At 64.7% G+C, this 22,292-nt stretch carries 17 protein-coding genes; 11 read left to right on the top strand and 6 right to left on the bottom strand.

Annotation, left to right across the window (positions count from 1 at the left end):
• Positions 1–298: 298 nt before the first annotated feature.
• A complete protein-coding gene (locus tag NT151_07685) occupies positions 299–712 on the top strand; it encodes a hypothetical protein (protein ID MCX6538797.1) in 414 nt (137 codons plus the stop codon).
• Between the two features lie 35 nt (positions 713–747).
• Here NT151_07685 and yidD read toward each other — a convergent pair whose 3' ends face one another.
• The 4 genes from yidD to NT151_07665 all read right to left on the bottom strand — a co-directional run bounded on the left by yidD (position 748) and on the right by NT151_07665 (position 4,369).
• Positions 748–948 carry a membrane protein insertion efficiency factor YidD gene (gene yidD, locus NT151_07680; protein MCX6538796.1) on the bottom strand — a complete coding sequence of 67 codons (201 nt, stop codon included), beginning with the start codon at positions 946–948 and terminating at the stop codon, positions 748–750.
• Positions 949–1,223: 275 nt separating this feature from the next.
• A complete protein-coding gene (locus NT151_07675) occupies positions 1,224–1,583 on the bottom strand; it encodes a hypothetical protein (protein ID MCX6538795.1) in 360 nt (119 codons plus the stop codon).
• Positions 1,584–1,664: 81 nt separating this feature from the next.
• Positions 1,665–3,035, bottom strand: coding sequence for a pitrilysin family protein (locus NT151_07670; GenBank protein MCX6538794.1), 1,371 nt, complete (start codon positions 3,033–3,035; stop codon positions 1,665–1,667).
• Between the two features lie 5 nt (positions 3,036–3,040).
• A complete protein-coding gene (locus NT151_07665; protein ID MCX6538793.1) occupies positions 3,041–4,369 on the bottom strand; it encodes a pitrilysin family protein in 1,329 nt (442 codons plus the stop codon).
• A 50-nt stretch (positions 4,370–4,419) separates the two neighbouring features.
• Between NT151_07665 and NT151_07660 the strand changes: the two genes are divergently transcribed.
• From NT151_07660 to NT151_07640, 5 genes are all read left to right on the top strand, one after another.
• Positions 4,420–5,613 (top strand): MFS transporter, encoded by a 1,194-nt coding sequence (locus NT151_07660; protein ID MCX6538792.1) that lies wholly within the window; start codon positions 4,420–4,422, stop codon positions 5,611–5,613.
• 270 nt (positions 5,614–5,883) lie between these two features.
• Positions 5,884–6,810, top strand: a complete 927-nt coding sequence (locus NT151_07655) for an ABC transporter ATP-binding protein (GenBank protein ID MCX6538791.1) — start codon at positions 5,884–5,886, stop codon at positions 6,808–6,810.
• Between the two features lie 247 nt (positions 6,811–7,057).
• On the top strand, positions 7,058–8,320 hold the full coding sequence (locus tag NT151_07650; GenBank protein ID MCX6538790.1) for an ABC transporter permease: 1,263 nt from the start codon (positions 7,058–7,060) through the stop codon (positions 8,318–8,320).
• Positions 8,320–9,432 (top strand): ABC transporter permease, encoded by a 1,113-nt coding sequence (locus NT151_07645; GenBank protein MCX6538789.1) that lies wholly within the window; start codon positions 8,320–8,322, stop codon positions 9,430–9,432. Before NT151_07650 ends, NT151_07645 begins: the two co-directional genes overlap by 1 nt.
• Positions 9,433–9,555: 123 nt before the next feature.
• Positions 9,556–9,759, top strand: a complete 204-nt coding sequence (locus NT151_07640) for a hypothetical protein (protein MCX6538788.1) — start codon at positions 9,556–9,558, stop codon at positions 9,757–9,759.
• A gap of 89 nt (positions 9,760–9,848) precedes the next feature.
• Here the strand turns inward: NT151_07640 and NT151_07635 are convergent, their stop codons facing one another.
• The gene (locus tag NT151_07635) at positions 9,849–10,928 is read right to left on the bottom strand and encodes an alpha/beta hydrolase family protein (GenBank protein MCX6538787.1); all 1,080 of its coding nucleotides are present in this window, start codon (positions 10,926–10,928) and stop codon (positions 9,849–9,851) included.
• A 100-nt stretch (positions 10,929–11,028) separates the two neighbouring features.
• Between NT151_07635 and NT151_07630 the strand changes: the two genes are divergently transcribed.
• From NT151_07630 to NT151_07620, 3 genes are all read left to right on the top strand, one after another.
• Positions 11,029–11,736 carry a glycosyltransferase family 2 protein gene (locus NT151_07630; protein ID MCX6538786.1) on the top strand — a complete coding sequence of 236 codons (708 nt, stop codon included), beginning with the start codon at positions 11,029–11,031 and terminating at the stop codon, positions 11,734–11,736.
• A gap of 228 nt (positions 11,737–11,964) precedes the next feature.
• On the top strand, positions 11,965–12,528 hold the full coding sequence (locus NT151_07625) for a hypothetical protein (protein ID MCX6538785.1): 564 nt from the start codon (positions 11,965–11,967) through the stop codon (positions 12,526–12,528).
• A 5-nt stretch (positions 12,529–12,533) separates the two neighbouring features.
• Positions 12,534–14,900: a hypothetical protein gene (locus NT151_07620; protein ID MCX6538784.1), complete on the top strand. Its 2,367-nt coding sequence runs from the start codon at positions 12,534–12,536 to the stop codon at positions 14,898–14,900.
• 17 nt (positions 14,901–14,917) lie between these two features.
• On the opposite strand, the gene NT151_07615 is transcribed toward NT151_07620, so the two are convergent.
• Positions 14,918–17,848, bottom strand: coding sequence for a M12 family metallo-peptidase (locus tag NT151_07615; protein ID MCX6538783.1), 2,931 nt, complete (start codon positions 17,846–17,848; stop codon positions 14,918–14,920).
• Between the two features lie 140 nt (positions 17,849–17,988).
• Here NT151_07615 and NT151_07610 point away from each other — a divergent pair, with 140 nt between their 5' ends.
• Together NT151_07610 and NT151_07605 are read left to right on the top strand one after the other, a co-directional pair.
• Positions 17,989–18,852 (top strand): glycosyltransferase family 2 protein, encoded by an 864-nt coding sequence (locus tag NT151_07610; GenBank protein MCX6538782.1) that lies wholly within the window; start codon positions 17,989–17,991, stop codon positions 18,850–18,852.
• Between the two features lie 445 nt (positions 18,853–19,297).
• On the top strand, positions 19,298–22,288 hold the full coding sequence (locus tag NT151_07605) for a hypothetical protein (GenBank protein MCX6538781.1): 2,991 nt from the start codon (positions 19,298–19,300) through the stop codon (positions 22,286–22,288).
• The last annotated feature ends 4 nt before the right edge of the window (positions 22,289–22,292 follow it).

The following is a 22,292-nucleotide window of genomic DNA, read 5'->3' as shown; positions in this document are numbered from 1 at the left end:
CGCGTCGCCCGCATCGCGCGCGGGCCACGCGGCCTACCAGCGGCTGGAGCACGCGATGGACGCCTATCTGACGGAGGTGCACCTTGCTGCGTAGAAAACTTGACTCAAAAACTCAGATCCGAATCAATCAAGACTTCTAGTACGCGCCGGGGATACGCCGGACGGTTCCCATGGGGTCCCGGCGCCCGGGTGGATGTTGCACCGACGGATGTGGCCGTCGCAGCCGACCGCGTGCCGGGATGCCCCGCCCGGAATACGTCGGCGTACTTCGGAATCGGGGCACTAAGGACCGTGTGGCATGACTCGACACGTGGACCTGCTCGCCGTCCTGTACCAGATCTGGGGCGCGCTCGCGCTGGTGACCGGGTTGGCCATCCTCGTGCTGGGTCTGGGTGCGCTCGCCGTCGTGACCTCCGCCCAACATGCGGCATACGAGGGCGGCCTGCTGGCAGGTTTGACAGCCTTTACCTTCTTCGTCTTCGGGACTGGCGCGCTGCTGTGGGGGGGTGCCCACCTGGTGACCGCCAAGGCGACGCGCCGGCGCCGGCACTGGGCGCGGTTGGGCGGCCTGTCGCTCGCCGTGCTCAATCTCTTCTTCCTGCCCTTCGGCACGGCGCTCGCGATCTACGCGTTCTGGGTGTTGCTCAGCAACGAAGCGCGGAGCCTGTTTGACACGACGGGCGGTTCACCCGCCAGTGCCGCCTCGTCGTAGCAGGAAGAATTGGGGCCAGGACCCGATTCCGTCCCCTACGGCGCGTCCTCGGTACCCGTCGGCGTCCAGGGTCCGCAACGCACGATCCGCTGCGCGGCAAGCCACGAGCCGCGCACGATCCCATCGCGGGCGATGACCACGGCCGCATAGCGGCTGCACGACGGTTTGAATCGGCACCTGACGCCAAGTTGTCCCAGCAGCGGCGAGAGTGTGGCTTGATAGGCGCGGATGCCCAGAAGCGCGGCGCGCGAGGTGACCTGCGCGGCTGGCGGGCGCGTGACGTCGTAGGCGGCCGCCACGAGGACCAAGACCAGCAGCACGCGTGAGGGCCTGGACATCTTCCAACGCCGGGATCTTGACGAATGAGGCAAGTTTCTGCCGCGCGCTCGTAGCGAGGATCCGCCGCGAGCCACGGACAAATCCTCGACGAATTGAGGCGGAGCTTCGCTACTCAGCCCGATCGCGGTCGTCGCCCTCGACTCCCTGGTCGCGCCTGCTGGCGAACGCGGTCTCAGAACTTGTCGGCGAAGTCGCTGACATAGGGCACGATCAGCCGCTTCCCATTCAGTCCCTGGACGATGGCGAATACGTGCAGGACGAGAAACGCCAGCCCGATCAACGGTGTCGTCGCGGAGACCAGACAGCCCAGACCGATCGTCGCCATTGCGAGCAGGTTTGTGAAGATCCCGAAGACGACCCAGAACGCGAACTCAGCCACCATCAGGACGATCCCGTGCTTCGCGTGCCAGCGGACCTCCTGATCCTCCTTCTCCGTCAGCAGCGGCACCAGCGCAAGGATCCAGAGGTACGACAGAACAATCATGACTCCGCGGTTGCTGGGCGGAGCGCTAGGCGAGGTCGGATCGGCCATGGTGCGATCTCCTTGTTGTGGGGGGACGGAATCCGAGCGAAGTGTAGCGGATTGCCGGGGTGGCGTAAAGGCCGCGTCGTGTCAGATGTCGACCGTCGCCACGACGGGGTCGCCCAATCCGAGCGAGGCCAGCCCGGATTCGAGCGTCACCCGGTCGCCCACGGCGACCACGACCAACTGGTCGGGATGAAGGTACCGTTGGGCCGCGGCGGTGAGATCGTCGGCCCGCACGGCTCGTACGCCGGGGACGAAGCGATCGAACGTGTCGTCGGGCAGATCGTACATCGCCAACTGCGTCAACGCTCGTCCGATCTGGCCGGTTGTCTCGAAACTTCGCGCGTAGCCGCGGGTCAACGTCGCGCTCCCGAACTCGATTTCCTGCGCCGTCGGTGGACGGTCGCCCCGGATCGCGGCGATCTCGTTGAGCGATTCACGCACGGCGTCCGCAGTGGCATCGGTCTGGACGCTGGTCTGCAGCACGAACGACCCGGCCATGCGGCGGAAGTCGAACGCCGTGTGCGCGCCGTAGGTGTAGCCCTTCTGTTCGCGCAGGTTCAGGTTGATGCGGCTGACGAACTGTCCGCCGAGAATGGCGTTCAACAGGACCAACGCGTGATAGTCCGGCGTGCCGCGTGGCGCAGCCACGTGTCCGATCCGGAGCTCGGTCTGCGCGGCGCCAGGGCGATCGACCAGAATGACGCGCGACGCGGACGCGCGCGGGGCGGGTGAGAAGGGGATCGTTGAAATCAGGTCCGACCCCTTTTCAGGTCCCGTCCACGTGCCGAACGCCGACTCGGCGATGCGCGCGACGTCGGCGGGTTCGAGCGATCCGACAACCATCATGGCGCAGGAGGCCGGATGATAGGCCGCCTCGTGCACGTGCACCACATTCTCGATGTGCATACGCTCGATGGCCTGCGTCAAGCCCCACGGCTGGTGGCCGTACGGGTGGGCCCCGAAGACCGCCTGCACGAAGGCCTGATCGGCGACCGAAGATGGTGAGTTGCGCAGTTGCCGAAGGCGGTTGAGCCGAAGGGTGCTGACCCGCTCGAAATCCTCAACGGCCAGCGTCGGCCGCATCACCAGGTCAGCGATAAGCGCACAGGCCTCGTGCGCGTGACGCGGGAGCACGGAGAGCGAGAGGAGGACGGCGTCCGGGCCGGCTTCGGTGTCGAGCGTCGTGCCGAGACGCCCGAACGCTTCCTGAATCTCGATGGCCGATTGCGTGCCTGAGCCTTCGTCCAGCATGTCCGCGGTGAGCGACGCCAGTCCAGGCAGGTCGATCGGATCAATCGCTGATCCGGCCGGCACGAGGAGCGACACGGTGACAAAGGGCAACTGGCGGCGCTCGACGAACCAGACCGCGAGGCCATTGGCCAGCCTGATGCGTGTCACCGGCGGAAAGACGACCGGCTCATCCGGTCCGGTGACGGGCGGTTCGCGGCGGGTCATCGCACTCACGAAACCACCACCATGTCCGATCCCGACACCGCGAGATCCGCGCGCCCGGCCGGTACCACGCTCAGTGTCACCTGGTGTTCGGGCAGCAAATGGCGCGCCGCGGCGTCACGAATCGACTGCGTGGTGGCGTCGCGATAACGGTCGAGATCCCTGGTGAAGAATCCAGGGTCACCCAGCCACACGTTGTAGCTGTTCAGTTGATCCGATCGTCCGCCGAATCCGCCGACGCGCTGGAGGCGCGACACGAATGCCGTCTCGGTCAGCGCCTTCACACGAGCCAGTTCGTCCTGGCTTGGCCCTTCCCGCGCGAACGCCGCCAACTCGCCAACGACCGCCCGCTCGATGACGTCGAGGCCAACACCTGGGACTGCGGTCACCGTAACCGCGAAGAATCCGCCGAGCTCGCGGGAGTTCTGTGACGCGCTCACATCGGTGGCGATTCGCTCCTCGTACACCAGGCGCCGGTACAGCCGGGACGGTTTGCCGCCGGCGAGAATGTCGGACGCCAGGTCGAGATCGGCATCGCCATCGGCGAAGAGGGCGGGCGTGAGCCACGCCGAGTGGAGACGCGGCAGTTCGACGCGGTCCTCCAGGACGCGACGCGAGGCGGTCGCGCGCGCGGGCGCCGGGGCGACTGCCGGCGGGGCCTCGCCCGCTGGGCAGGCCCCGAAGTAGTCGTTGACCAGGTCGAGCACGGCGTCTGGATCGACGTCGCCCGCGATCGCCAGCGATGCGTTGGCCGGATGGTAGAACTGACGAAAGAACGCCTGCACATCGACAAGTGTCGCGCTGCGGAGATCGGCCGGTGCACCGATCGTGATCCAGTGGTACGGATGATCGGCAGGAAACAATGCCTCCGTGAGCGCGACGATCGCCAATCCGTACGGCCGGTTCTCGTAGTTCTGGCGGCGCTCGTTCAAGACGACATCGCGCTGGGTCTCAAACGCCGTGGCCGTCAGGCTCGGCAGCATGTGCATCATGCGATCCGATTCCATCCACAGCGCCAGTTCCAGGGCATTCGACGGCACCAGCTCCCAGTAATTCGTGCGGTCGGTGTTGGTCGACCCGTTGATCTGGCCTCCCGCTCTCTGCAGCAGCTCGAAGTAGGTCGTGCCGAAGTGCTTCGAGGCTTCAAACATCAGGTGCTCGAACAGATGTGCGAAGCCCGTGCGGCCGGCCACCTCGTTTTTCGATCCGACGTGGTACCAGAGATTGACGGCAGCCAGCGGGCAGGCGTGATCCTCGTGGATAATCACCTGCAGCCGGTTACCGAGGATGTGCTTGCGAAAGGGAATGTCGATGGACTGGCTCTCCATGTTCGTCATCGCGTAGGATTGTCACTTCACCCGACTCATCGTATCGGCAATCGCGGCACATGGGAAACCAACAACAGGCGTGGCGCATGCTGGCGCTGCTGGGACTGGCAGAGCTGCTGGGTATGACGCCGTGGTTCTCGGCGACCGCGGTGACCAGCGGCATCGTCGCCGAATACCACCTGGACAGCGCTCAGGCCGCATGGCTCACCATGGCCGTGCAGGGCGGCTTTGTGGCCGGGACGCTCGTGAGCGCTTTTTTGAATCTTGCGGACCTGATGAGCGCCCGCTGGGTGTTCGCGATGGGTTGCGTTGCGGCGGCCGGCGCCAACGCGCTGGTGACCGTGGCATCGTCGCCGGGTGAAGCCGTGGCCTGGCGATTCGCGACAGGATCGGCGCTTGCGCTCGTCTATCCACCCGCGATGAAGATTGCAGCCGGGTGGTTCCGGGAGCGGCGCGGCGCGGCGCTCGGGATCCTGGTCGGGTGCCTGACGCTTGGCAAGGCGCTGCCGTACCTGCTCGCCGCCGTGTCGGACGGGACGTGGCGATCGATGATGCTGATGTCGTCCTGGTTCGCCTGCGCAGGCGGTCTGCTCGTGGCGCTCACCGTTCGCGACGGCCCGTTCGTGTCGGCCAGCGCGCCATTCAATCCGTCAGCGGCGATCGCGGTCTTTACAAAGCGCGGCACGCGGCTCGGCATCCTCGGATATCTCGGGCACATGTGGGAGCTCTACGCCATGTGGACCTGGGTCGGCATCTACGTCGCCGCGGCGATGCACCTGCAGGGCAGGGCGGCCGCCGATCATCTGGGATCGCTGGCGGCGTTTGTGGCCCTCGGTGCCGGCGCGGCCGGATGCGTCGTGGCCGGCTTCTGGGCCGACCGCGTCGGCCGCGCCAGGGTCGCGGCCTGGGCGATGATGGCGAGCGCCACGTGCTGCGCGCTCACGGCGGCGGCATTCAGCGCGCCGTACCTCGTGCTGCTCCTGCTGGTCGGCATCTGGGGATTCGCTGTCGTCGCCGACTCGGCGCAGTTCTCGGCCATCATCTCCGAAACCAGTGCTGACGATTACATTGGCACGGCGCTGACCGTTCAGACGTGCCTGGGATTCCTGTTGACGATGTTCTCGATCAGGCTGACGTCAGCGGCGGCCGCGTGGGTTGGATGGCAGTGGGCGTTCCTGGTGATTCTGCCGGGTCCAGTGCTGGGCGTGCAGGCCATGGTGGCGCTGATGAAGCCGAGAATCACGCGCGAATAGGGCTCGTGCTGCCACGTCCCGGGAACATGCGATCCTCCGGTTCCGTCTCATCTATGTGGTGGCGGCACGTCACCACGTGTCACCCAGCAATTTCGTCACTGCAAGAATGATGGCAAGGCGTATCGTTTGATTGCCAGGCTGGATTCCGGCGTTCGCCGGAATGACGCGTACCGGGTAGTAGGCACGATGGCTTCGGGTGATTCGTCATGCCGGCGGAAGCCGGCATCCAGACGAGTATCGGCGGCATCCTTGGACACCAGGTGCTCTTCTGTGATTGACGTCACCAACCTCCGCAAGAAATTCGGCGACAACGAGGCGCTCAAGGGGATCTCGTTCCACGTCACGGCCGGCGAGATCTATGGCCTGCTCGGGCCAAACGGGGCCGGCAAGTCGACCACGATTGGCATCCTCTGCGGATTGGTGAAACCGGATGCCGGGCAGGCAAGCCTCGATGGAATCGACATTGCGCAGCGGCCGGTTGACGCCCGGCGCGTGCTCGGGGTCGTCCCACAAGAGGTGGCGCTCTACACGGAGTTCTCGGCGCGCGATAACCTGAAGTTCTTCGGGCAGCTCTACGGGCTCTCGGGAGCCGATCTGGACGCGCGCATCGATCGCGTACTGGAGCGCGTCAGTCTGGCCGACCGCGCCAAGGAACCGATTGAGGGCTACTCGGGCGGCATGCTCAGGCGGCTGAACATCGCCGCCGGATTGGTACACGATCCCAAAGTCGTCCTGATGGACGAGCCGACCGTCGGCCTCGACCCGCAGACGCGCGCGAGCATCCTCGACCTGGTGCGCACGATCGCGTCGGCCGGAGCCGCCGTGGTCTACACCACGCACTATCTTGACGAGGCCGAACGGCTCTGCGACCGCCTCGGCATCATCGATCACGGCACGATTCTGGTCGAAGGCACACTGCAGGAACTGCGCGAGGCCGCCGGCGCCCGCGAGATTATCGCCTTGCGCGGTGTGTTCAGAGCCGACGCGGTGACGCGCGAACTGCAGCAGCATCCCGAATACGAGCTGCTCAAGGCGTCGGATGCCGAGCTCCTGTTGACCGTGCAGCACGCCGAACAGCATCTGGCTGGGATCCTGGCGATCGCGGGTAGTCTCGGCTCGGTGCGCGAGGTGGCCATCCGCCAACCGAGCCTCGAGAGCCTGTTTATCAAAATGACCGGACGAGAACTCAGAGAATAGACGGAATCTGGGATTCGGGGTTCGGGATTCGGTAGGGTCGTGCAACGGGCGATTTCCTGGGACCGCCGGGCTTCAGCCAGGCCCGCGTCCTGGCCACGCTGGAGCGTGGCGATCCCGGAGGAGCCTGTCCGTCACAACACTCCGGGAGTGTTTCTTCTGAACGCGGGTTTTGCCGGCTTGCGTGAGCGGGGACGCGGAGGAACCGTCGTCCCGCAGGCAAGGGGCTCGTTAAGAGAAACAAGAGACCATGAACGCAGCGGTCATCATCGCGTGGCATCATCTTCGCCGGGTGATTCGCAACCCGGGGTTGATCCTGCTGTTGGTGGCCATTCCGCTGACCATCGCCCTCATTGAGTACGGCGCATTCGGCCAAACCGCCGCCGCCGGAAAACTACCGCCGACCAAAGTGCTCTTCCTCGACGAGGACGGCTCGTTCGCGTCTGGTGCGGTGCCGCAGGTGTTTGCCGGCAGCCCGGTCAAGGACATGTTCGAGCTGGCGCACGTCGCCACCCGAGATGAGGCGACACGCCTGTTCAAGAAGAGCCAGGCGGCCGCGCTCATCGTCGTTCCCAAAGGCTTTCAGGACAATCTGCTGGCCGGCAGGCCTTCCGAACTCGTGCTGTACAAGAACCCCATCCAGAGCATCGGGCCCGACATCGCGAAGAGCATGCTCGAGATGACGGTTGTCATCGGCAACGGGCTCTACGCACAGGCGATTGAGCCGATCAGGCGGATCAAGAGCTACGTCGACGCGCAACGAGAACCGACCTCCGATGAGGTGGCTGAGGTGTCCCGCGGGTTCTTCGAAGCCGGACGCCGGATGGTCAGCCTGCAGGGCCTTCAGAACATGAAGGTCGGCGTCATCCGTCCGGGTGAGACGGAAGCGAACACGGGATTCGGCAACGATCCGAAACTGTTCTTCGCGTACGTGTTTCCCGGCCTGGTGGTGTTCGCGTTGATGTTCATCGCGCAGTCGCTGGCGATGCGGCTCCTGCGCGATCGGATGAAGGGGTTGCAGCGGCGCATTGCCATCACACCGGTGTCGGGCGGGGCGGTGGTCCTCGCCGGGGTGATCTTCATGGTCGTCGCGATGCTGGCCCTGCTGCTCGTCCTGGCGGCCCTCGGGGCCATCGTGTTCCGGATCCAGCTTCGCGATCCGATCGCGCTGTTGACGATTGGCGTCGGATTCGCGATCTTCGCTTCCGGCCTGCACCTGCTGTCGATCAGCCTGGCGAAGAGTGACCGTAGCGCGTCGTTTGTCGGCGGCGTCGTGGTGATGCTGCTGTCGCTGGTCGGCGGATCGTTCGTGCCGGCCGAGCAGTTTCCGCCCTTCCTTCGCAGCGTGGCGACGCTTGTCCCCAACGGCGCGGCACAGCAGGGATTCATTGACGTGCTCATACATAAATTGCCGCTCGCGCAACTGGGGGGTCGTCTGACCGTGACCTGGGCCTGGGGTCTGGCGACGGTTGGACTCGCGATGTTCTTCGAACGCCGGCGGTTGAGGCTGTGATGCGCCCGATCCTGGTGATCGCCTGGTACGACGTCAAGCGCGTGTTTCGCGAACGCGAGTCGCTGTTCTGGCTGTTTGTCGGCCCGGTCATCTTCACGGTGTTCTTTGGCCTGCTGTTCAGGCCCGAAACCGTCCGCCGCCCGGTGCTGACCGTCGTCAACAAGGACGCGTCAGACGACCTCGTGCGCCGCGTGTCGCCGTTTCTCGAACAGGACGGCGTCACCGTCAAACGGGCTGACGCCGTGGTGGCCGACCGCCTGACGCTGGTCGTTCCGGCCGGCGCGCTGGAGGCCATCAAGGCAGGCAATTCGGTGGAGTTCGTCCTGCATGCGGGCGCCGAGGAAACCAATAACGAGCGCACCCTGCGGTTCAAGTTCCAGAAGGCCATCACCAACGTGTACTTCGGCCTCGGCCGCGACGCCGCCGCACCGCGCACCGGGGCGGCCCCCGACGACCAGGCGCCCGTCACTGATAAACCGCTGGTGGTGACCGAAGCCGATATCGGCGTTCGGAAACAGGAGACGACACTCGGATTCCAGCGAAGCGTGCCGTCGTACCTCGTGATGTTCGTCTTCCTCAACCTGCTTGTGTCAGGCGCGGGCATCGCGGAGGATCGCGCCAGCGGGAGGCTGCGCCGGATGGCCATGGCCCCCGTGTCGCGTCGCGCGATCGTACTCGGCAAGCTGCTGGGCCGCTTCGCGATCGGGTGGATCCAGATCATCTACATGCTGGCGTTTGGCCTGATCGTGGGGATCCGGTGGGCGGATCACCCGTGGGTGTTCTTCGCCTTTCTGAGTCTCTTCGCGTTGGCCGCCGCGTCGCTCGGTATCCTGATGGGCACGCTGTTCAAGGACCCCGACAAGTGCGCCAGCGTTGCCGTGTTGGTGGCTATGGTGCTCTCACCGCTTGGCGGGCTCTGGTGGCCCATCGAGCTGGTGAGCCCGGCGATGCGCCAGATCGCCTACGTGGTGCCGACAGGATGGGCCATGGAAGGGGTCAATTCCATGCTGGCCTTCGGAGCAGGTGCCACTGACGTCGCGCCGTTCGCCTTCGGTTTCCTTGCGCTCTTCGCCATCAGTTTCCCCCTGGCCGCCCGTCGCCTGAAGATCTGAGTCCTGACCCAACCAGACACCTCTTCCCGGCGTCCAATGAGTGCAACCTCTCTGGCGCCTGGCGCGTATTAGTATCTGGATGCCCGCCACGGGGTGTAAAATATGCTCGGGTCCGTGCTGTCCATGAGCTTCGCCCGTCTCAGTCTCAGCCTGTTCGGCACCGTGGCCGTTATCTCGGCGGTGCTGGCGAGTGCGACCATCTGGCTGCTCATCACCGACCCGGTGACTGTAGCCGATGCCGTCGAGTCAGGACAGGTGTCGCCGCTGATCCACGCGCTGGCCGGGGTCCTCTACAACGCCTTCCAGGGCATCCTCAGATACCTGTAGGCTGTCCGCCTGCTGCTCGGCCGCGACCACCTTCGCCAAGGCTACGGCGGTCCGCCGAAGCTTCACGCGAAGGCGGATGCCCCGCGCCCCTACAATTCCCGGTGGAGAAACCGCGCCAGGTAGTAGGCGTCCAGGTACTTGAATGGGGCGACGGCCGTCGTGTAGTGGCCGCAGGGCAGCACGCGGATTTGGGTCGAGGGGTTGTGTTTCCGGAATTCCCGCGCGACCTCGCGTGACAGATGAAGCGGGAACGACAGGTCGTAGAGCCCATACACGAGCAGGGAAGGCCTGTTCGCAATCCGATGCATGTAGGACTGCGGGCTGATCGGGCGCCACATTTCGCGCAACTGCGTCAGATCGACGTGGCCTTCCATCCCGGCGCGCACGTGCGCGGTTGAAATACCTTCCCAGACCACATCCGCAAACCACGGCGACGCGTGGTTGAGCGCCATCGCCTTGACCAGCGGCTCGTGCGTGCCCGTCAGCATTGCGAGGCAGGATCCGAGGCTGGTGCCAAGCAACCCGATGCGTTCGTATCCCTGCTGATCGAGCCATGCCACCGCCCGCCGCATATCGACGACGGCCTGGCGGCAGACCTGCAGCGTCTGCGCCATGTTGCTCGAGACGATGTAGTCGGCGCGTTCGAGTTCGGGCGACTGACGTCGATCGTGATACGGCAGCGTCAGGCGCAAGGCGCTAATCCCGATGCGCTGCAGCAGCCGGCACAACCCGACGTGCCCGTCCTCGCGGGCGTTCCATTGCGCCGTCACGACCACCGCTCGCCTTGGCGCCGGCATCCCATCCGCGCGCAGCTTCGGCGTCGCCGGAAAATACCGCGTGTAGACGGTGTTGTTCTCCGGGTGCGGTGTCGTGACCGCGCTCTCGAAGGTCACCATCCGCTCGCCGGGCTTCGCGTCGGCCGGGAGCGCGGCGGTCCCGTAGCTCCGGGCGGGCTCGACCGCAAACCAGGCGTCGGAGTTCTGCATGGCGCGCTCGACCCATGCCCGCACGACGAGCGACGGATCATCGTGATCGATGCGGCCGCGTTCGGCGGCGGGAATCCAGTCCACGCCCCAGTCGAAGGGACGGACGACGCGGTTCTGGTCAGCCGAGGCGAGCTGGCGCTCCCACCGATGAAAGATCTGGCTTGCAAGACCCACGATCAGCATTATCTCCGGATTCGTGCGCCGGCACAGCCAAGGTGCCGCCCGCCCTCGTGATATCATCCGCTTTCCGACAGCCCCGTGTCGCCGTGGAGATCTCGAGTCGATGAAGCTGTCCATCATCATGCCGGTCTACAACGAACGCCGGACGATCCGCGAGATCGTCAGACGCGTCCTGGTGACTGAACTCCCGACGCTCGATCGAGAACTGCTGATCGTCGACGATGGATCGACGGATGGTACGCGCGATATCCTCGCCGAGATGGACGGGCGCGACGGAATCCGGGTCGTGTTGCAGCGCCAGAATCTTGGAAAGGGCGCGGCTGTGGCCCGGGGGGTTCGCGAAGCCTCCGGCGACATTCTGATCATCCAGGACGCGGATCTGGAGTACGACCCGGCCGAGTACCCGGTTGTCTTGCGGCCGATCCTCGCGGGCGAGGCCGATGTCGTCTTTGGGTCGCGCTTTCTCGGCACGCCGTCAGGGCATCGTGTCCTCTACTTCTGGCACGCCGTCGGCAATCAGATCCTGACGCTGCTCTCCAATGTTTTCAGCGGGCTGAACCTCACGGACATGGAGACCTGCTACAAGGCCATGACCAGAGAGGTGGCCGTCCGCCTTGATCTCCAGTCGCAGCGCTTCGGCGTAGAGCCCGAGATCACGATCAAAGTCGCGCGCCTGCGCGCCCGGGTGTTCGAGGTGCCGATTTCGTACTACGGACGGACGTACGAAGAAGGCAAGAAGATCGGGCTCAAGGACGGGTTCCAGGCGGTCTGGACGCTGCTGCGCTACGCGTGGTGGCACGCGCCGAAATAGAACAGGCGGCGGCCACAGATTCAGCTACCGCACAACGACGCGCACCGGCCGTGCCGTATGCTAGTGTCGGGAGTCTGGCGATCATGGTCACGTCGCCCTTCGACACGTTCAGGGCAACCCGAGTTTGTCGATCGCGGACGGTGACGATGCGCCCGGATCGAAAGGCGCGAAACGCGAGAATAGCGGGAACACGCATTCCGTGGGCCGCCCGTTTCCGGAGACCTCATCATGAAGCGAGCATTCGCGATCGTGGTGTTCACGGGCCTGCTATGGCGGATCGAGCCTGGCGCCGTGCTGGGCACGAGCAGGTATGGGCCCAAGTCGATACCCGCTGCGATTCAGGATGTGCTCAAGAACGTCTTCGATCGGGAGCGCGCCGCAGGGCAGCAGGGCTTCGTGCTCGACACGAGGTTAGCGCAGCAGAAGGATGGCCAACTCCCATACCTGTTGATGGTGGCCAACGCCGCGGGGTTTCTGTTCACCAACACGGGAGACCCCACGTGGCGTGATGATGCGCGTGGGGCGGTCCAGGACTATGTGCGCTATGTGGGTGCCATCGGGCCCGATTCGTACGGTGACCCGCGTCTCAGGACGCCCGCGTCTTACAACTCCAATTTCTTCCCCGGAACCGAATCGAAAATCCACGGCTGGTCGAGCCGCTATGGCCAGTATTTCCTGGCGTCCGAATCCCTGTCGCTCCTGCCCGCGACGCCGGTGACTTCGCCCCCGGCCCGCAAGGCGGTCGCCGCTGATGCCAAGGCGGTCCATTCTCTTCCGGTGCCTGTCTCGTGATGCGCGTGCCGGCACGCCTCCGTCGCGTCATCTGGTCAGCGGTGATCGTCGTTGTGCTCGGCGCGCCCGTGATCGTCGCGCTCGCGGGGCGTGTGCCGAACACCGTCGAAACCAACGTCGCACCGCGGCTCCTTGGGTGGCCAGCGGACTCTGTGGTGTTGGGCTCCAAAGCGCTACCTGACGGCTCCAGACTCGCCGGCGCCCGTCTCGACTTGGCCAGGCCCGAGCCTCTTGCAGCGCACGATGAGCTTCGCCTGGCGATGGAACTCTACGGTGCCACGCCCGAACTGATCAGCGGCGACATACAAATCGGGGGCACCGATTGCGTCTATCGGACGGCTGTTGGCGACACGTTTACCTCGCACCGGTATCTTGAGTTCCATCGCGGGCGCGAGTGTGGGCATTTCATTCATGGGCGTCCGACCGGCGAATTGGCGTTGCGGCTCGTGATTCGGGGAGGAGAGCGCATCGGCGTGATGACGTCCGTGGTGCCGGTCGGCTCGCTTGATCCGAGCTGGATCACCCTTCCTGCGGGCGATCGTGGCCCAGGTGGGCCCATATCAGTGGCCTGGGCCAGGTATGCGGATACCTATGTCGGCGGCGAACGACGCCGGGTCGATCTGCTCGGCTACGTGTGGCAGGTATCGGGTTCGAGCGTCTGGTTATGGGCTGCCGTGGCGCTGGCGCTGATCTGCGTGTGTGCCGGAGGCCTGTTGCTGTCGCCCGGAGGGGCCGGCTCGTTGCCGCCACGCCCTGGTCGGATCCTCGCATTGTCAGGAAGCGTCGCAGGAGTCGGACTGGGGATCGCCCTCCTGTATGCCGTGTTGGTGCCGCCGCTGCAGGCTCCCGACGAACCTGATCATCTCTTGTCGTTTGCGCAGTTGGCCAACCGGCCAGAGCTCGCGGACCAGACCGCGACGCTGGCGAAGATCGGTCATCTTGATCGATTCATGTTTCACGACGACGAACGCTTTCGGCCGTTCAATATGGAACGGCCGTTCGCGCGGCCGTGGCCGCCAGTGGTGTTTGCACAACCGGTCGCCGACCGCAGCGTGACCTCGTTCCTCTGGTGGACCGGGTTGGCGCACCTGTTGGCGCCGTTTGACGCGCCGGGGGCGCTGCTCGCCGTCAGGCTCGCCAACGCGGCGCTCTTCGCGCTCCTCCTGGGTGTCGCAACGGCCATGCTGCTGGTCGTATCTGGCGGCGAAGCCGCCTCGCCCCACGCTGTCTGCCTGGCGCTGTTGTTGGTGCCGACGTTGCCGTTCTTCGCGACCGCCATGTCGGAATTCTCACTCCTCACGTCGTTCTACGTCCTGGTCGCCGCCGTTGCGGTGGGCCTGTTTCTCGACACCCGACGCGGCTATCTGCTCGGGTTCCCTCTCGGCATCGGATGTTCGCTGGCGCTCGCATCCGGCAGGAATGCGTTGCCGTATATGGCGGTCGTTGGCGCGTTGTGTGTCGGGCGCGCCATCCTCGGATCCGCCGGCGATCAATCGACCGGTGACGACAGGCGGCGCTCGATGTGGTTCTGGGCTGGACTTGCTGCCGGGCTGGTGGTGTATCCACTCATGGCAACGCCAGGATTCAGGGCGGGATTGTGGCCGCCGGATGCCGGCCAGATGTCCGAGCGATTCAGAGACGCTGCGGAGTTGTTGAGGCGCCACCCGTGGATGCTGGTCGTGGTGGCACCCATCGGGTTCGCGGTCGAGCGGGCCATGGCCGTCCTTCGTCGAAGGCTTGGCCCTCCAGGTGGAGTCGTGCTCGGATTGGTTCGTGTGCTGGGGTACGGCGTGGCGGCCACGGTCATTGCGAGCCTGATCGCGTCGGCGTTCACACGGTTTCCACAGATGTGGAACGCTGAGATGGTCAGACCGGAATCCGCGCGCGTGTACGCCTCCCAGGTTCTGCAGGTTGCCGTGAGCGGATTTCGCCTGACAAACCAAGATCTCTGGTTGTCGTTGTGGTTCTGGGGCGGGTTTGGGTGGGTCGATACGATGCCCGGGGATGGGTTTGTGACGCTGCTTGTCGTCGTTGCTGCAGCGGGTGTCGTCTCAACGATGGCGTGCATCGCACACGCGCGACACGTCCGCCGGGCGATCTGGCTGAGTCTCCTGGCACTCGGATGGGGCGTGGCACTGGTGGGCTATGCCGTGTCGACATACTATCTGCACAGGAATCTCCACGGCCGCTATCTGGTTGGGCTGTATTTGTCCACGCTCGGCGTCTGCTGGAGCGTCGTCGCGTGGCTCCCGCGGACGGAACTCCCTGGCCGTTTTCGAACCGTTGGCATCGCCCGGGAGTGGCTCCTCCTCGTGCTCGTTGCGGGCATTCATGCCTACGCCCTGCGGTTCATCCTGATGCGATACTACTGACGCGACGTCGGCCTGACTCAACGATCGCTCGGTGTACACCCCGGTGCCAAGCCTGCCGGAATCAGGATGCCGCTATCGAGCGCGATATACATCGTGCAATCCGGAAACGTCACCTTCCCGTTTACCATCGGATAGGTCGCCCCGTTGTAGGTGAGCGTCGTGCCACTGACTGATCCGGTCGCCGGGCCACCATTCCCCGGGCCCACAAACCCGCCACCACCACCGCCACTACCGCCGCTCCCTCCGCCGCCCGCCGGGGTGCACCCTGATGCGGTCCCGGCCGGAATCAGCATCCCGCTCGTCATCGCGATATACACCGTGCAGTCCGGGAACGTCACCTTCCCGTTCACGATCGAATACGTCGCGCCGTTGTAGGTGAGCGTCGTGCCACTGACTGATCCGGTGGAGGGACCCCCATTGCTCGGCCCCACAAACCCGCTGCCCCCGCTCCCGCCGCTCGCTGTCACCACGATCGTCACCGATTTGGTCGCCGTCGAGTAAGTGGTCGTGTCGGTCGGCGTAAACGTCGTCGACAAGGTCTGGGTTCCCGCCGTCAGTACCGTCCCAGAAGGAGGGTTGTAGACAAAGGTCCCCGGCACATTCGCCGTCGCATTCAACTGCGTCGCGCCGAGCGTTGTCCCCGCCACGACCGACGCCGGGTTCGCCCACGTAATCGTCGGCGTGGTTGGCGTCGTCCCACTCCCGCCACCACCCCCGCTCGGCGTGCATCCGGACGCCGTCCCCGCCGGAATCAGGATGCCGCTATTGAGTGCGATGTACATCGTGCAGTCCGGGAACGTCACCTTCCCGTTCACAATCGGATACGTCGCGCCGTTGTAGGTGAGCGTTGTGCCGCTGACTGAGCCGGTCGCGGGCCCGCCATTGCCCGGACCCACAAACCCGCCGCCACTGGCCGTCACCACGATCGTCACCGTCTTGGTCGCCGTCATGTAGTTGGCCGTGTCGGTCGGCGTAAACGTCGTCGACAAGGTCCGCGTGCCCGCCGTCAGCACCGTCCCGGCCGCCGGGGTGTAGACAAATGTCCCCGGCACAGTCGCCGTCGCATTCAACTGCGTCGTGCTCAGGACCGTCCCCGCCACCACTGAGGCCGGGTTCGCCCACGTAATCGTCGGCGTCGAGCCCCCGGCCGGCACGCAGCCCGGCGCCATCCCGGCCGGGATCAGCAGCCCGCTCGTCATCGCGATATACACCGTGCAATCCGGGAACGTCACCTTCCCGTTCACGATCAGATACGTCGCCCCGTTGTAGGTGAGCGTCGTCCCGCTGACCGACCCGGTCGCCGGCCCGCCATTGCCCGGGCCGACAAACCCGCCGCCACCACTTCCCCCCCCGCCGCTGGCCGTTACCACGATCGTCACCGACGTGGTCGCCGTCGTGTAGTTGGTCGTGTCGGTCGGCGTAAACGTCACCGACAAGGTCTGCGTCCCCGCCGTCAAGACCGCCCCCGCAGCCGGCGTGTAGACGAACGTCCCCGGCACCGACGCGGTAGCATTCAACTGGGTCGCCGAGAGCGCCGTTCCGTACTTGATTGGATCGGGAGCCACCCAGGTGACAACTGGCGTCAGGCGCACCGAGGACCGGAAGTTCGCGACCGTGAACGCCGTACTGTTCAACACTCGGTGATCGTCAGCATCACACGAGATGTTGGAGGTAGTCCCGGTCGGACAATCGGATTTCGTGCCGCCGGCTATGCCCATCGCGGCGCTCCCGTTCGCGCCAGGGGAATGGACACTCGGGTTCGACCAGTACAAAAGCCGCGTGCAATTGAATCCCTGGTCCAAGCACACGTCGTTGTAGGACATCACGGTCCGAAATCGGTTCGGCGGATCGACATAGCCGTGGGCATACGTGTACGGTGTCTTGCCGGCATCGACATACCAGTCGTGCCGCGCCCCCATGTTGTGGCCGAGTTCGTGCGCGAACGAGTAGTTCGGGCTGATGCAGGATTGTTCGACCACGCTGAAGCCGTAGGGGGCCATGCTGTTGACCGAGACCGATGTCATGAGCCACGCGATGCCGCACGCATTCGGAGCGGACGGTGACGTAATGAGCATCACGAGGTCGGCATTGTACGTATTGCGGAGCGATGCGGCCGAGTCGCCAAGTGCCGTCGAGCCGTTGGAGTTGCTGACGGCGTACAAGTCCTGCGCCAGGTCATTGTTCTCGCTGTAATTCACCTGTTGGCTGTTCGCCAGTCTGAGCCGCTGCGCGATCCCGCTATTGATGTAGGACGTGTTGGCTTCGCTGATCCCGAGATTGACCCGGGTCGCCATCGCCGTCGTGCCGCCGGCCGCAACTGCTGCCGCAGGCGTGTAGAGCACCAGCACGTCAATGGTCGATCCATCGTCGCCCATAACGACCGGGCCGCCAGGGTCCTGGGTCACAGTCATGCCCGCGTCTGCAGGCGTGACAGGAATCGGGTTCAGTTCCGGCAGGAACTTCGACTGGTCGATTTGGGCGACCTCGTGGATGCCGCCTCCGACGTATCGGATAGCGTAGACCGCTTCCCTCATGACGATGCTGCCCGAGACGAGGCCGTCGACTGATGCCAGCGTCACTGTGCTCATCTCGATGCCGGGAATGTGCCCAACCCAGGTAAAGCCGTTCTCCGTCTGGTCGATCCGATCACGCACGGCCGTGAACGACGCATCGTCGAACAGATTCAGCAGGAGCGCAGGTCGCGCGGCCATTCGGGCATCGGCGACGCCCGGATCCGCCAGCGCTGCGAAGTCGATGGTGACCTGCCTCGACCGGACCACCGTCGGATCCGTAGTCACGTTGCGCAAGGCGCGAGGGGTCGTGCCAACAAACAGCCCCTCGATTCCGTCCTGAGGCCGGACGGCCGAAAGTGGGACATCGCCGCACCATCCGAAGACGAGGGCGGCCAGCATGAAGAGGCCGGCGATGGTCGACTTGCGGAAACTCATGACTCCTCCCACCCTGGGCGCCCGAATCGAGAAATCGCTCTAGGATCGATTCTACAGCCCATCCGACGCAAGAGGCATGCCGAAGTGCGAAAGGCGAGTTCAATACGGCGAAGTACGAAATACTAGGCGTGGCGCTCACCATGGAACCGGACCTCTCCGTCATCATCGTCAACTACAACGCCGGAGCGTATCTGGAGCGATGCCTCCGGTCGCTTGACGCGCACCTCGGTCGAACAGCCTGGGAGGCCGTCGTGCTCGACAATCACTCGATCGATGGCAGCGAGACCGTCGTGGCGGGGTTCGCCCCCCGCGTCTCGTTGATTCGCAACGCCGAGAATATTGGCTTCGGTCGCGCGGTGAACCAGGGCGTCTACGCGACGTCCGGGCGTTTTGTGCTGTTGCTGAATCCCGACGGCTGTCTGCTGGAGGGCGCCATCGGCCAACTGTGCGAAGAGTTGAACGCTCACCACGACTTCGCGGTCGTAGGTCCGGCTGTCGTTGATGACGACGGCCGGATCGAAGGGAGTGCGCGAGGCGACCCGAATATGTTGACCGGCTTCTTCGGCCGATCGGCGTGGCTGAGGCGCCGCTTCCCGAACGCCGCGTTGGCGCGGAGAAACGTGTTGACCGAGCCTCAACTGGCGGCCGGCGAGTCGAGCGTTGAGGTCGATTGGGTACATGGGTCGTGCATGCTGGTGCGCCGTGAGGCGTTTCTGCAGGTCGGGGGCTTCGACGAGCGCTACTTCATGTACTGGGAAGATGCCGACCTCTGCCGGCGGCTGCGATCAACCGGCTGGCACATCCGGTACCGGCCCGACGCGAGAGTGGCCCACTCGGGGAGACAATCGAGCCGCACGGCGAAGGCGTTGGCGATTCGAGCCTTCCATCGCAGCGCGTATCTCTATTACGTCACCTATGTGGCGCCATCACCACTGAATCCGCTGCGGTGGCTGGCGTGTGGCCTGCTGGGTCTCCGGTGCATCTGGCGACTCAACCGGGTCTGACGGCGACGGCATTTGACGGCGAAGGCGAGCGACAGCCTTGACATTGTCGCCACAGCCCTCTCTCTCGTCTCTTTCGTGGCGAAGCCGCAGTTGGTCCCGTTTGCGGCATAATACTTGCTTGACAGACAAAAGGGGTGCAGGGCAGCGCACGATAGTCCGACAATGATGAATGCGGGCGATCAGGACTGTCGCTGGGTGGGGACATGGCCGACCCCCTCGGAGTCAGCTTGGGTCAGATTCTGAAGAGTGTTTCGACCGTATCGGCCCCGGCCGGCCCAACACCCGCCCGCGTTTCGTGAGCGGCAGTAGTTTGGCGGGTGGCTCGTTTCAGACACCACGAATCGCTGATTGCCGGATCGTGGGTTTATGCTCGATCGTCGGACAGGTTCCTCCAGTGTGAGGGTCCGTGTACCCGCGACTTTCATCAGCAAATAGTCAGGGGTTTATGACTTACACCTACTCTTCGAGGGGCCTTCTGGTTCTCGCCCTACTTGCCATTCTGGCTCTGGTCGCATCGGCCGGCGGTGCCGCCGCGCAGACGGTGAACCAGAACGACGTGCTGTACATCATGCCCTTCTCGACGGTTTTTCCGGGCAATGACGCAGCCGCGATTGCAGAACTGCGCTCGAGGCTGGCGCCTGATGGCGAGGGGTCGTATGTCAGGGTCGGCTTCTCCGTCTATATCTTCTTGTCGATGAACGACTGGACAGTCGACACCTCCAATCCAACGGCAGTCAGGGCCGCGATTGCCGACAGCATTGCCACCATCGATTCCGTCGTTGCGAGAGGGCATGCCGGCGGTTTTCCTGTCTCCCTCGCGATTCTGGATGCGGTCAAAGCCAACTACGACCCTGTGCAACGCGCCTCAGAAGCCGAGGACATCCGCAGTATGCAGTGGTACGCGGACAACGTCCTGGCGCCAGGGTGGTGGTCGTATTCGCGGTACGCCCGGAAGAGGTATGTCGTCCAGCAGGCGTACATGCGGGAAGTCGCCAAGGAAGTCGCCAGGCTCATGCGCGACTACCCGGACACGCTCGTCGCCGCGTCTGGCGATGGCGAAGTTGAACTGGCGGAAGTCCGCGCGAATCCAAACAGCACCGATGCGTATAACCAGATCTTTGCCGACTACTCGCCCTTCACGGTGGCGGAGTTCCGGGATTGGATTCGCCATGCGGGCCTGTATGCGCCCGGTGGAGAACTGGCAGGCCAGGGCTACGCCCTCGGGGCGCGCTATGCTGGCGATCTAACGCCAGGCGATGATACCAATGGCGATGGCCACACGCTCAATGGAGATTTCGGGACGAGTTTCACGACATGGAATCTGCGGTACTTCGGTTGGAGCCTCGACGATCAGTACCTGTCGAACGACCCGCATGCGATTTCGCTCGCGACGTACTCGTCAGCCGGTTTCAACAAGTTCCCCGCCGATACGCCCGGCGGCTTTGATCCGCCCCGCACGCCAAGGCCCATTGGTGCCAACACGTGGTGGGATCTGTGGGTGACGTTCAAGCAATCGATGATCCAGCGCTACAACGTGGAGTTTGCGAAGTGGATGACGACATCTCAGGCAGATGCAGCCACGGCGTACACGATTCCTCGCGAACGCTGGTACTCGTACCAGATCCCGGCGGACTATCTGTTCGGCAGATCGGCGGCAGATCCGAACGAACGGTGGTACAGCTCGATGAGTTCGTGGTGGACCGCCGACATCTCGCCGTACGGGTCGCTGGGGATCACCGCGTTTAACGTTGATTGGATCGGGAACGGTGACGATCTGAGTTACCACGTCATCTCTCGCACGCTCGCGGTCGTGGCGCCAAAGATCGCGGAGCGCAATCTTCGGTGGGGATTGATCGAATGGCATCCGGGAGTACTGAAACTCGATACCGGCGTCTCCTCCGATCTGGAGCTCTTCAGATCGGAAATGACGCTCATCAAGAAGTACCGGCCGAGCCTGCTTCAGCCCTTCATGTGGGGATTGCCCAACTCCGAGGTGATGGGAACCCCGTTTGAGACGGCGCTGCGCGAACTGGTCAACGACGTTAAGGACGGATGGCCTTCCGTCCCGTTCGCGGGTCCGTCGTCGGGCGGGCCGACCAGCGGGACGGTCAGTGGCACGACGCTCACGTATGACGGCGTGGCGTATCCGATTGTGGACGGTCGCGTGTACTTCCCAGACTGTACAAACTACCTCGTCCTGGCAAACGGTCTGCTGATCGCGGGCCAGACGACGTCGCCCTGCACGACGGGCGGCGGCAGCGGCACTGGCGGGACCGGGACTGGTGGAACCGGGACTGGCGGCACCGGGACTGGCGGAGCGGGCACTGGCGGAGCGGGCACTGGCGGGAGCACGTTTGTCGGCCCGGGCAATGGCGGCCCGGCGACCGGGGCCGTCAGCGGGACGACGCTCACCTACAACGGGGCGACGTACACGATTGTGAACGGGCGCGTGACGTTCCCGGACTGCACGATCTACATCGCGCTCAATAGCGGCTTCCTGATTCCCGCCGGGACCGCATCAGAGTGCTCCTCGACGGGCAGCGTCAGCAGTGGCGGGACAGGCACTGGCGGGACCGGCACTGGCGGGACGGGCACTAGTGGGACCGGGACTGGCGGAACGGGCACTGGTGGGACCGGCACTGGCGGAACCGGGACTGGCGGAACGGGCACTGGCGGAACTGGTACTGGCGGGAGCACGTTTGTGGGTCCGGGCACTGGCGGGCCGGCGACCGGGTCGGTCAGTGGCAACACGCTCACCTACAACGGCGCGACCTACACGATTGTGAATGGCAAAGTGACGTTCCCGGACTGCACGATGTACATCGCGCTTAACATGGGCATCCTGATTCCGGCCGGGACCGCATCAGGGTGCACCTCGACGGGCAGCGTCAGCAGTGGCGGGACGGGCACTGGTGGGACCGGCACTGGCGGGACGGGCACTGGTGGAACCGGCACTGGCGGAACCGGCACTGGCGGGAGCACGTTTATGGGCCCGGGCACTGGCGGGCCGGCGACTGGCAACACGCTCACCTACAACGGCGCGACCTACACGATTGTGAATGGCAAAGTGACGTTCCCGGACTGCACGATGTACATCGCGCTTAACATGGGCATCCTGATTCCGGCCGGGTCGGCATCAGGGTGCACCTCGACGGGCAACGGCAGCACTGGCGGGACAGGCACTGGCGGGACAGGCACTGCCGGAGCGGGCACTGGTGGGGCCGGCACTGGCGGGAGCACGTTTGTGAATCCTGGCAATGGGGGCCCGCGCACCGGGACCGTGAGCGGCCGTACGCTCACCTACAACGGCGTTACGTACACGATCGTTGACGGCAAGGTGAAGTTCCCGGACTGCTCGGTGTACATCGCGACGGACAGCGGCATCCTGATCTTCAGCGAGGTGGTGACCAACTGCAGCTGGGGCGGCGGAGCGTAGGAAG

This window comes from Acidobacteriota bacterium, from assembly GCA_026393675.1.
GTDB lineage: Bacteria > Acidobacteriota > Vicinamibacteria > Vicinamibacterales > JAKQTR01 > JBAXOX01.
The sequence above is the reverse complement of the archived record's forward strand: the minus strand, read 5'-3'. Positions and strand labels throughout refer to the sequence as shown.

Coding starts and splice junctions, on each gene's coding strand:
- NT151_07650 (MCX6538790.1), top strand. CDS start 7,058: ATGAACGCAGCGGTCATCATCGCGTGGCATCATCTTCGCCGGGTGATT.
- NT151_07625 (MCX6538785.1), top strand. CDS start 11,965: ATGAAGCGAGCATTCGCGATCGTGGTGTTCACGGGCCTGCTATGGCGG.
- NT151_07605 (MCX6538781.1), top strand. CDS start 19,298: ATGACTTACACCTACTCTTCGAGGGGCCTTCTGGTTCTCGCCCTACTT.
- NT151_07640 (MCX6538788.1), top strand. CDS start 9,556: ATGAGCTTCGCCCGTCTCAGTCTCAGCCTGTTCGGCACCGTGGCCGTT.
- NT151_07615 (MCX6538783.1), bottom strand. CDS start 17,848: ATGAGTTTCCGCAAGTCGACCATCGCCGGCCTCTTCATGCTGGCCGCC.
- NT151_07660 (MCX6538792.1), top strand. CDS start 4,420: ATGGGAAACCAACAACAGGCGTGGCGCATGCTGGCGCTGCTGGGACTG.
- NT151_07685 (MCX6538797.1), top strand. CDS start 299: ATGACTCGACACGTGGACCTGCTCGCCGTCCTGTACCAGATCTGGGGC.
- NT151_07665 (MCX6538793.1), bottom strand. CDS start 4,369: ATGACGAACATGGAGAGCCAGTCCATCGACATTCCCTTTCGCAAGCAC.
- NT151_07675 (MCX6538795.1), bottom strand. CDS start 1,583: ATGGCCGATCCGACCTCGCCTAGCGCTCCGCCCAGCAACCGCGGAGTC.
- NT151_07645 (MCX6538789.1), top strand. CDS start 8,320: ATGCGCCCGATCCTGGTGATCGCCTGGTACGACGTCAAGCGCGTGTTT.
- NT151_07610 (MCX6538782.1), top strand. CDS start 17,989: ATGGAACCGGACCTCTCCGTCATCATCGTCAACTACAACGCCGGAGCG.
- NT151_07635 (MCX6538787.1), bottom strand. CDS start 10,928: ATGCTGATCGTGGGTCTTGCAAGCCAGATCTTTCATCGGTGGGAGCGC.
- NT151_07630 (MCX6538786.1), top strand. CDS start 11,029: ATGAAGCTGTCCATCATCATGCCGGTCTACAACGAACGCCGGACGATC.
- NT151_07670 (MCX6538794.1), bottom strand. CDS start 3,035: ATGACCCGCCGCGAACCGCCCGTCACCGGACCGGATGAGCCGGTCGTC.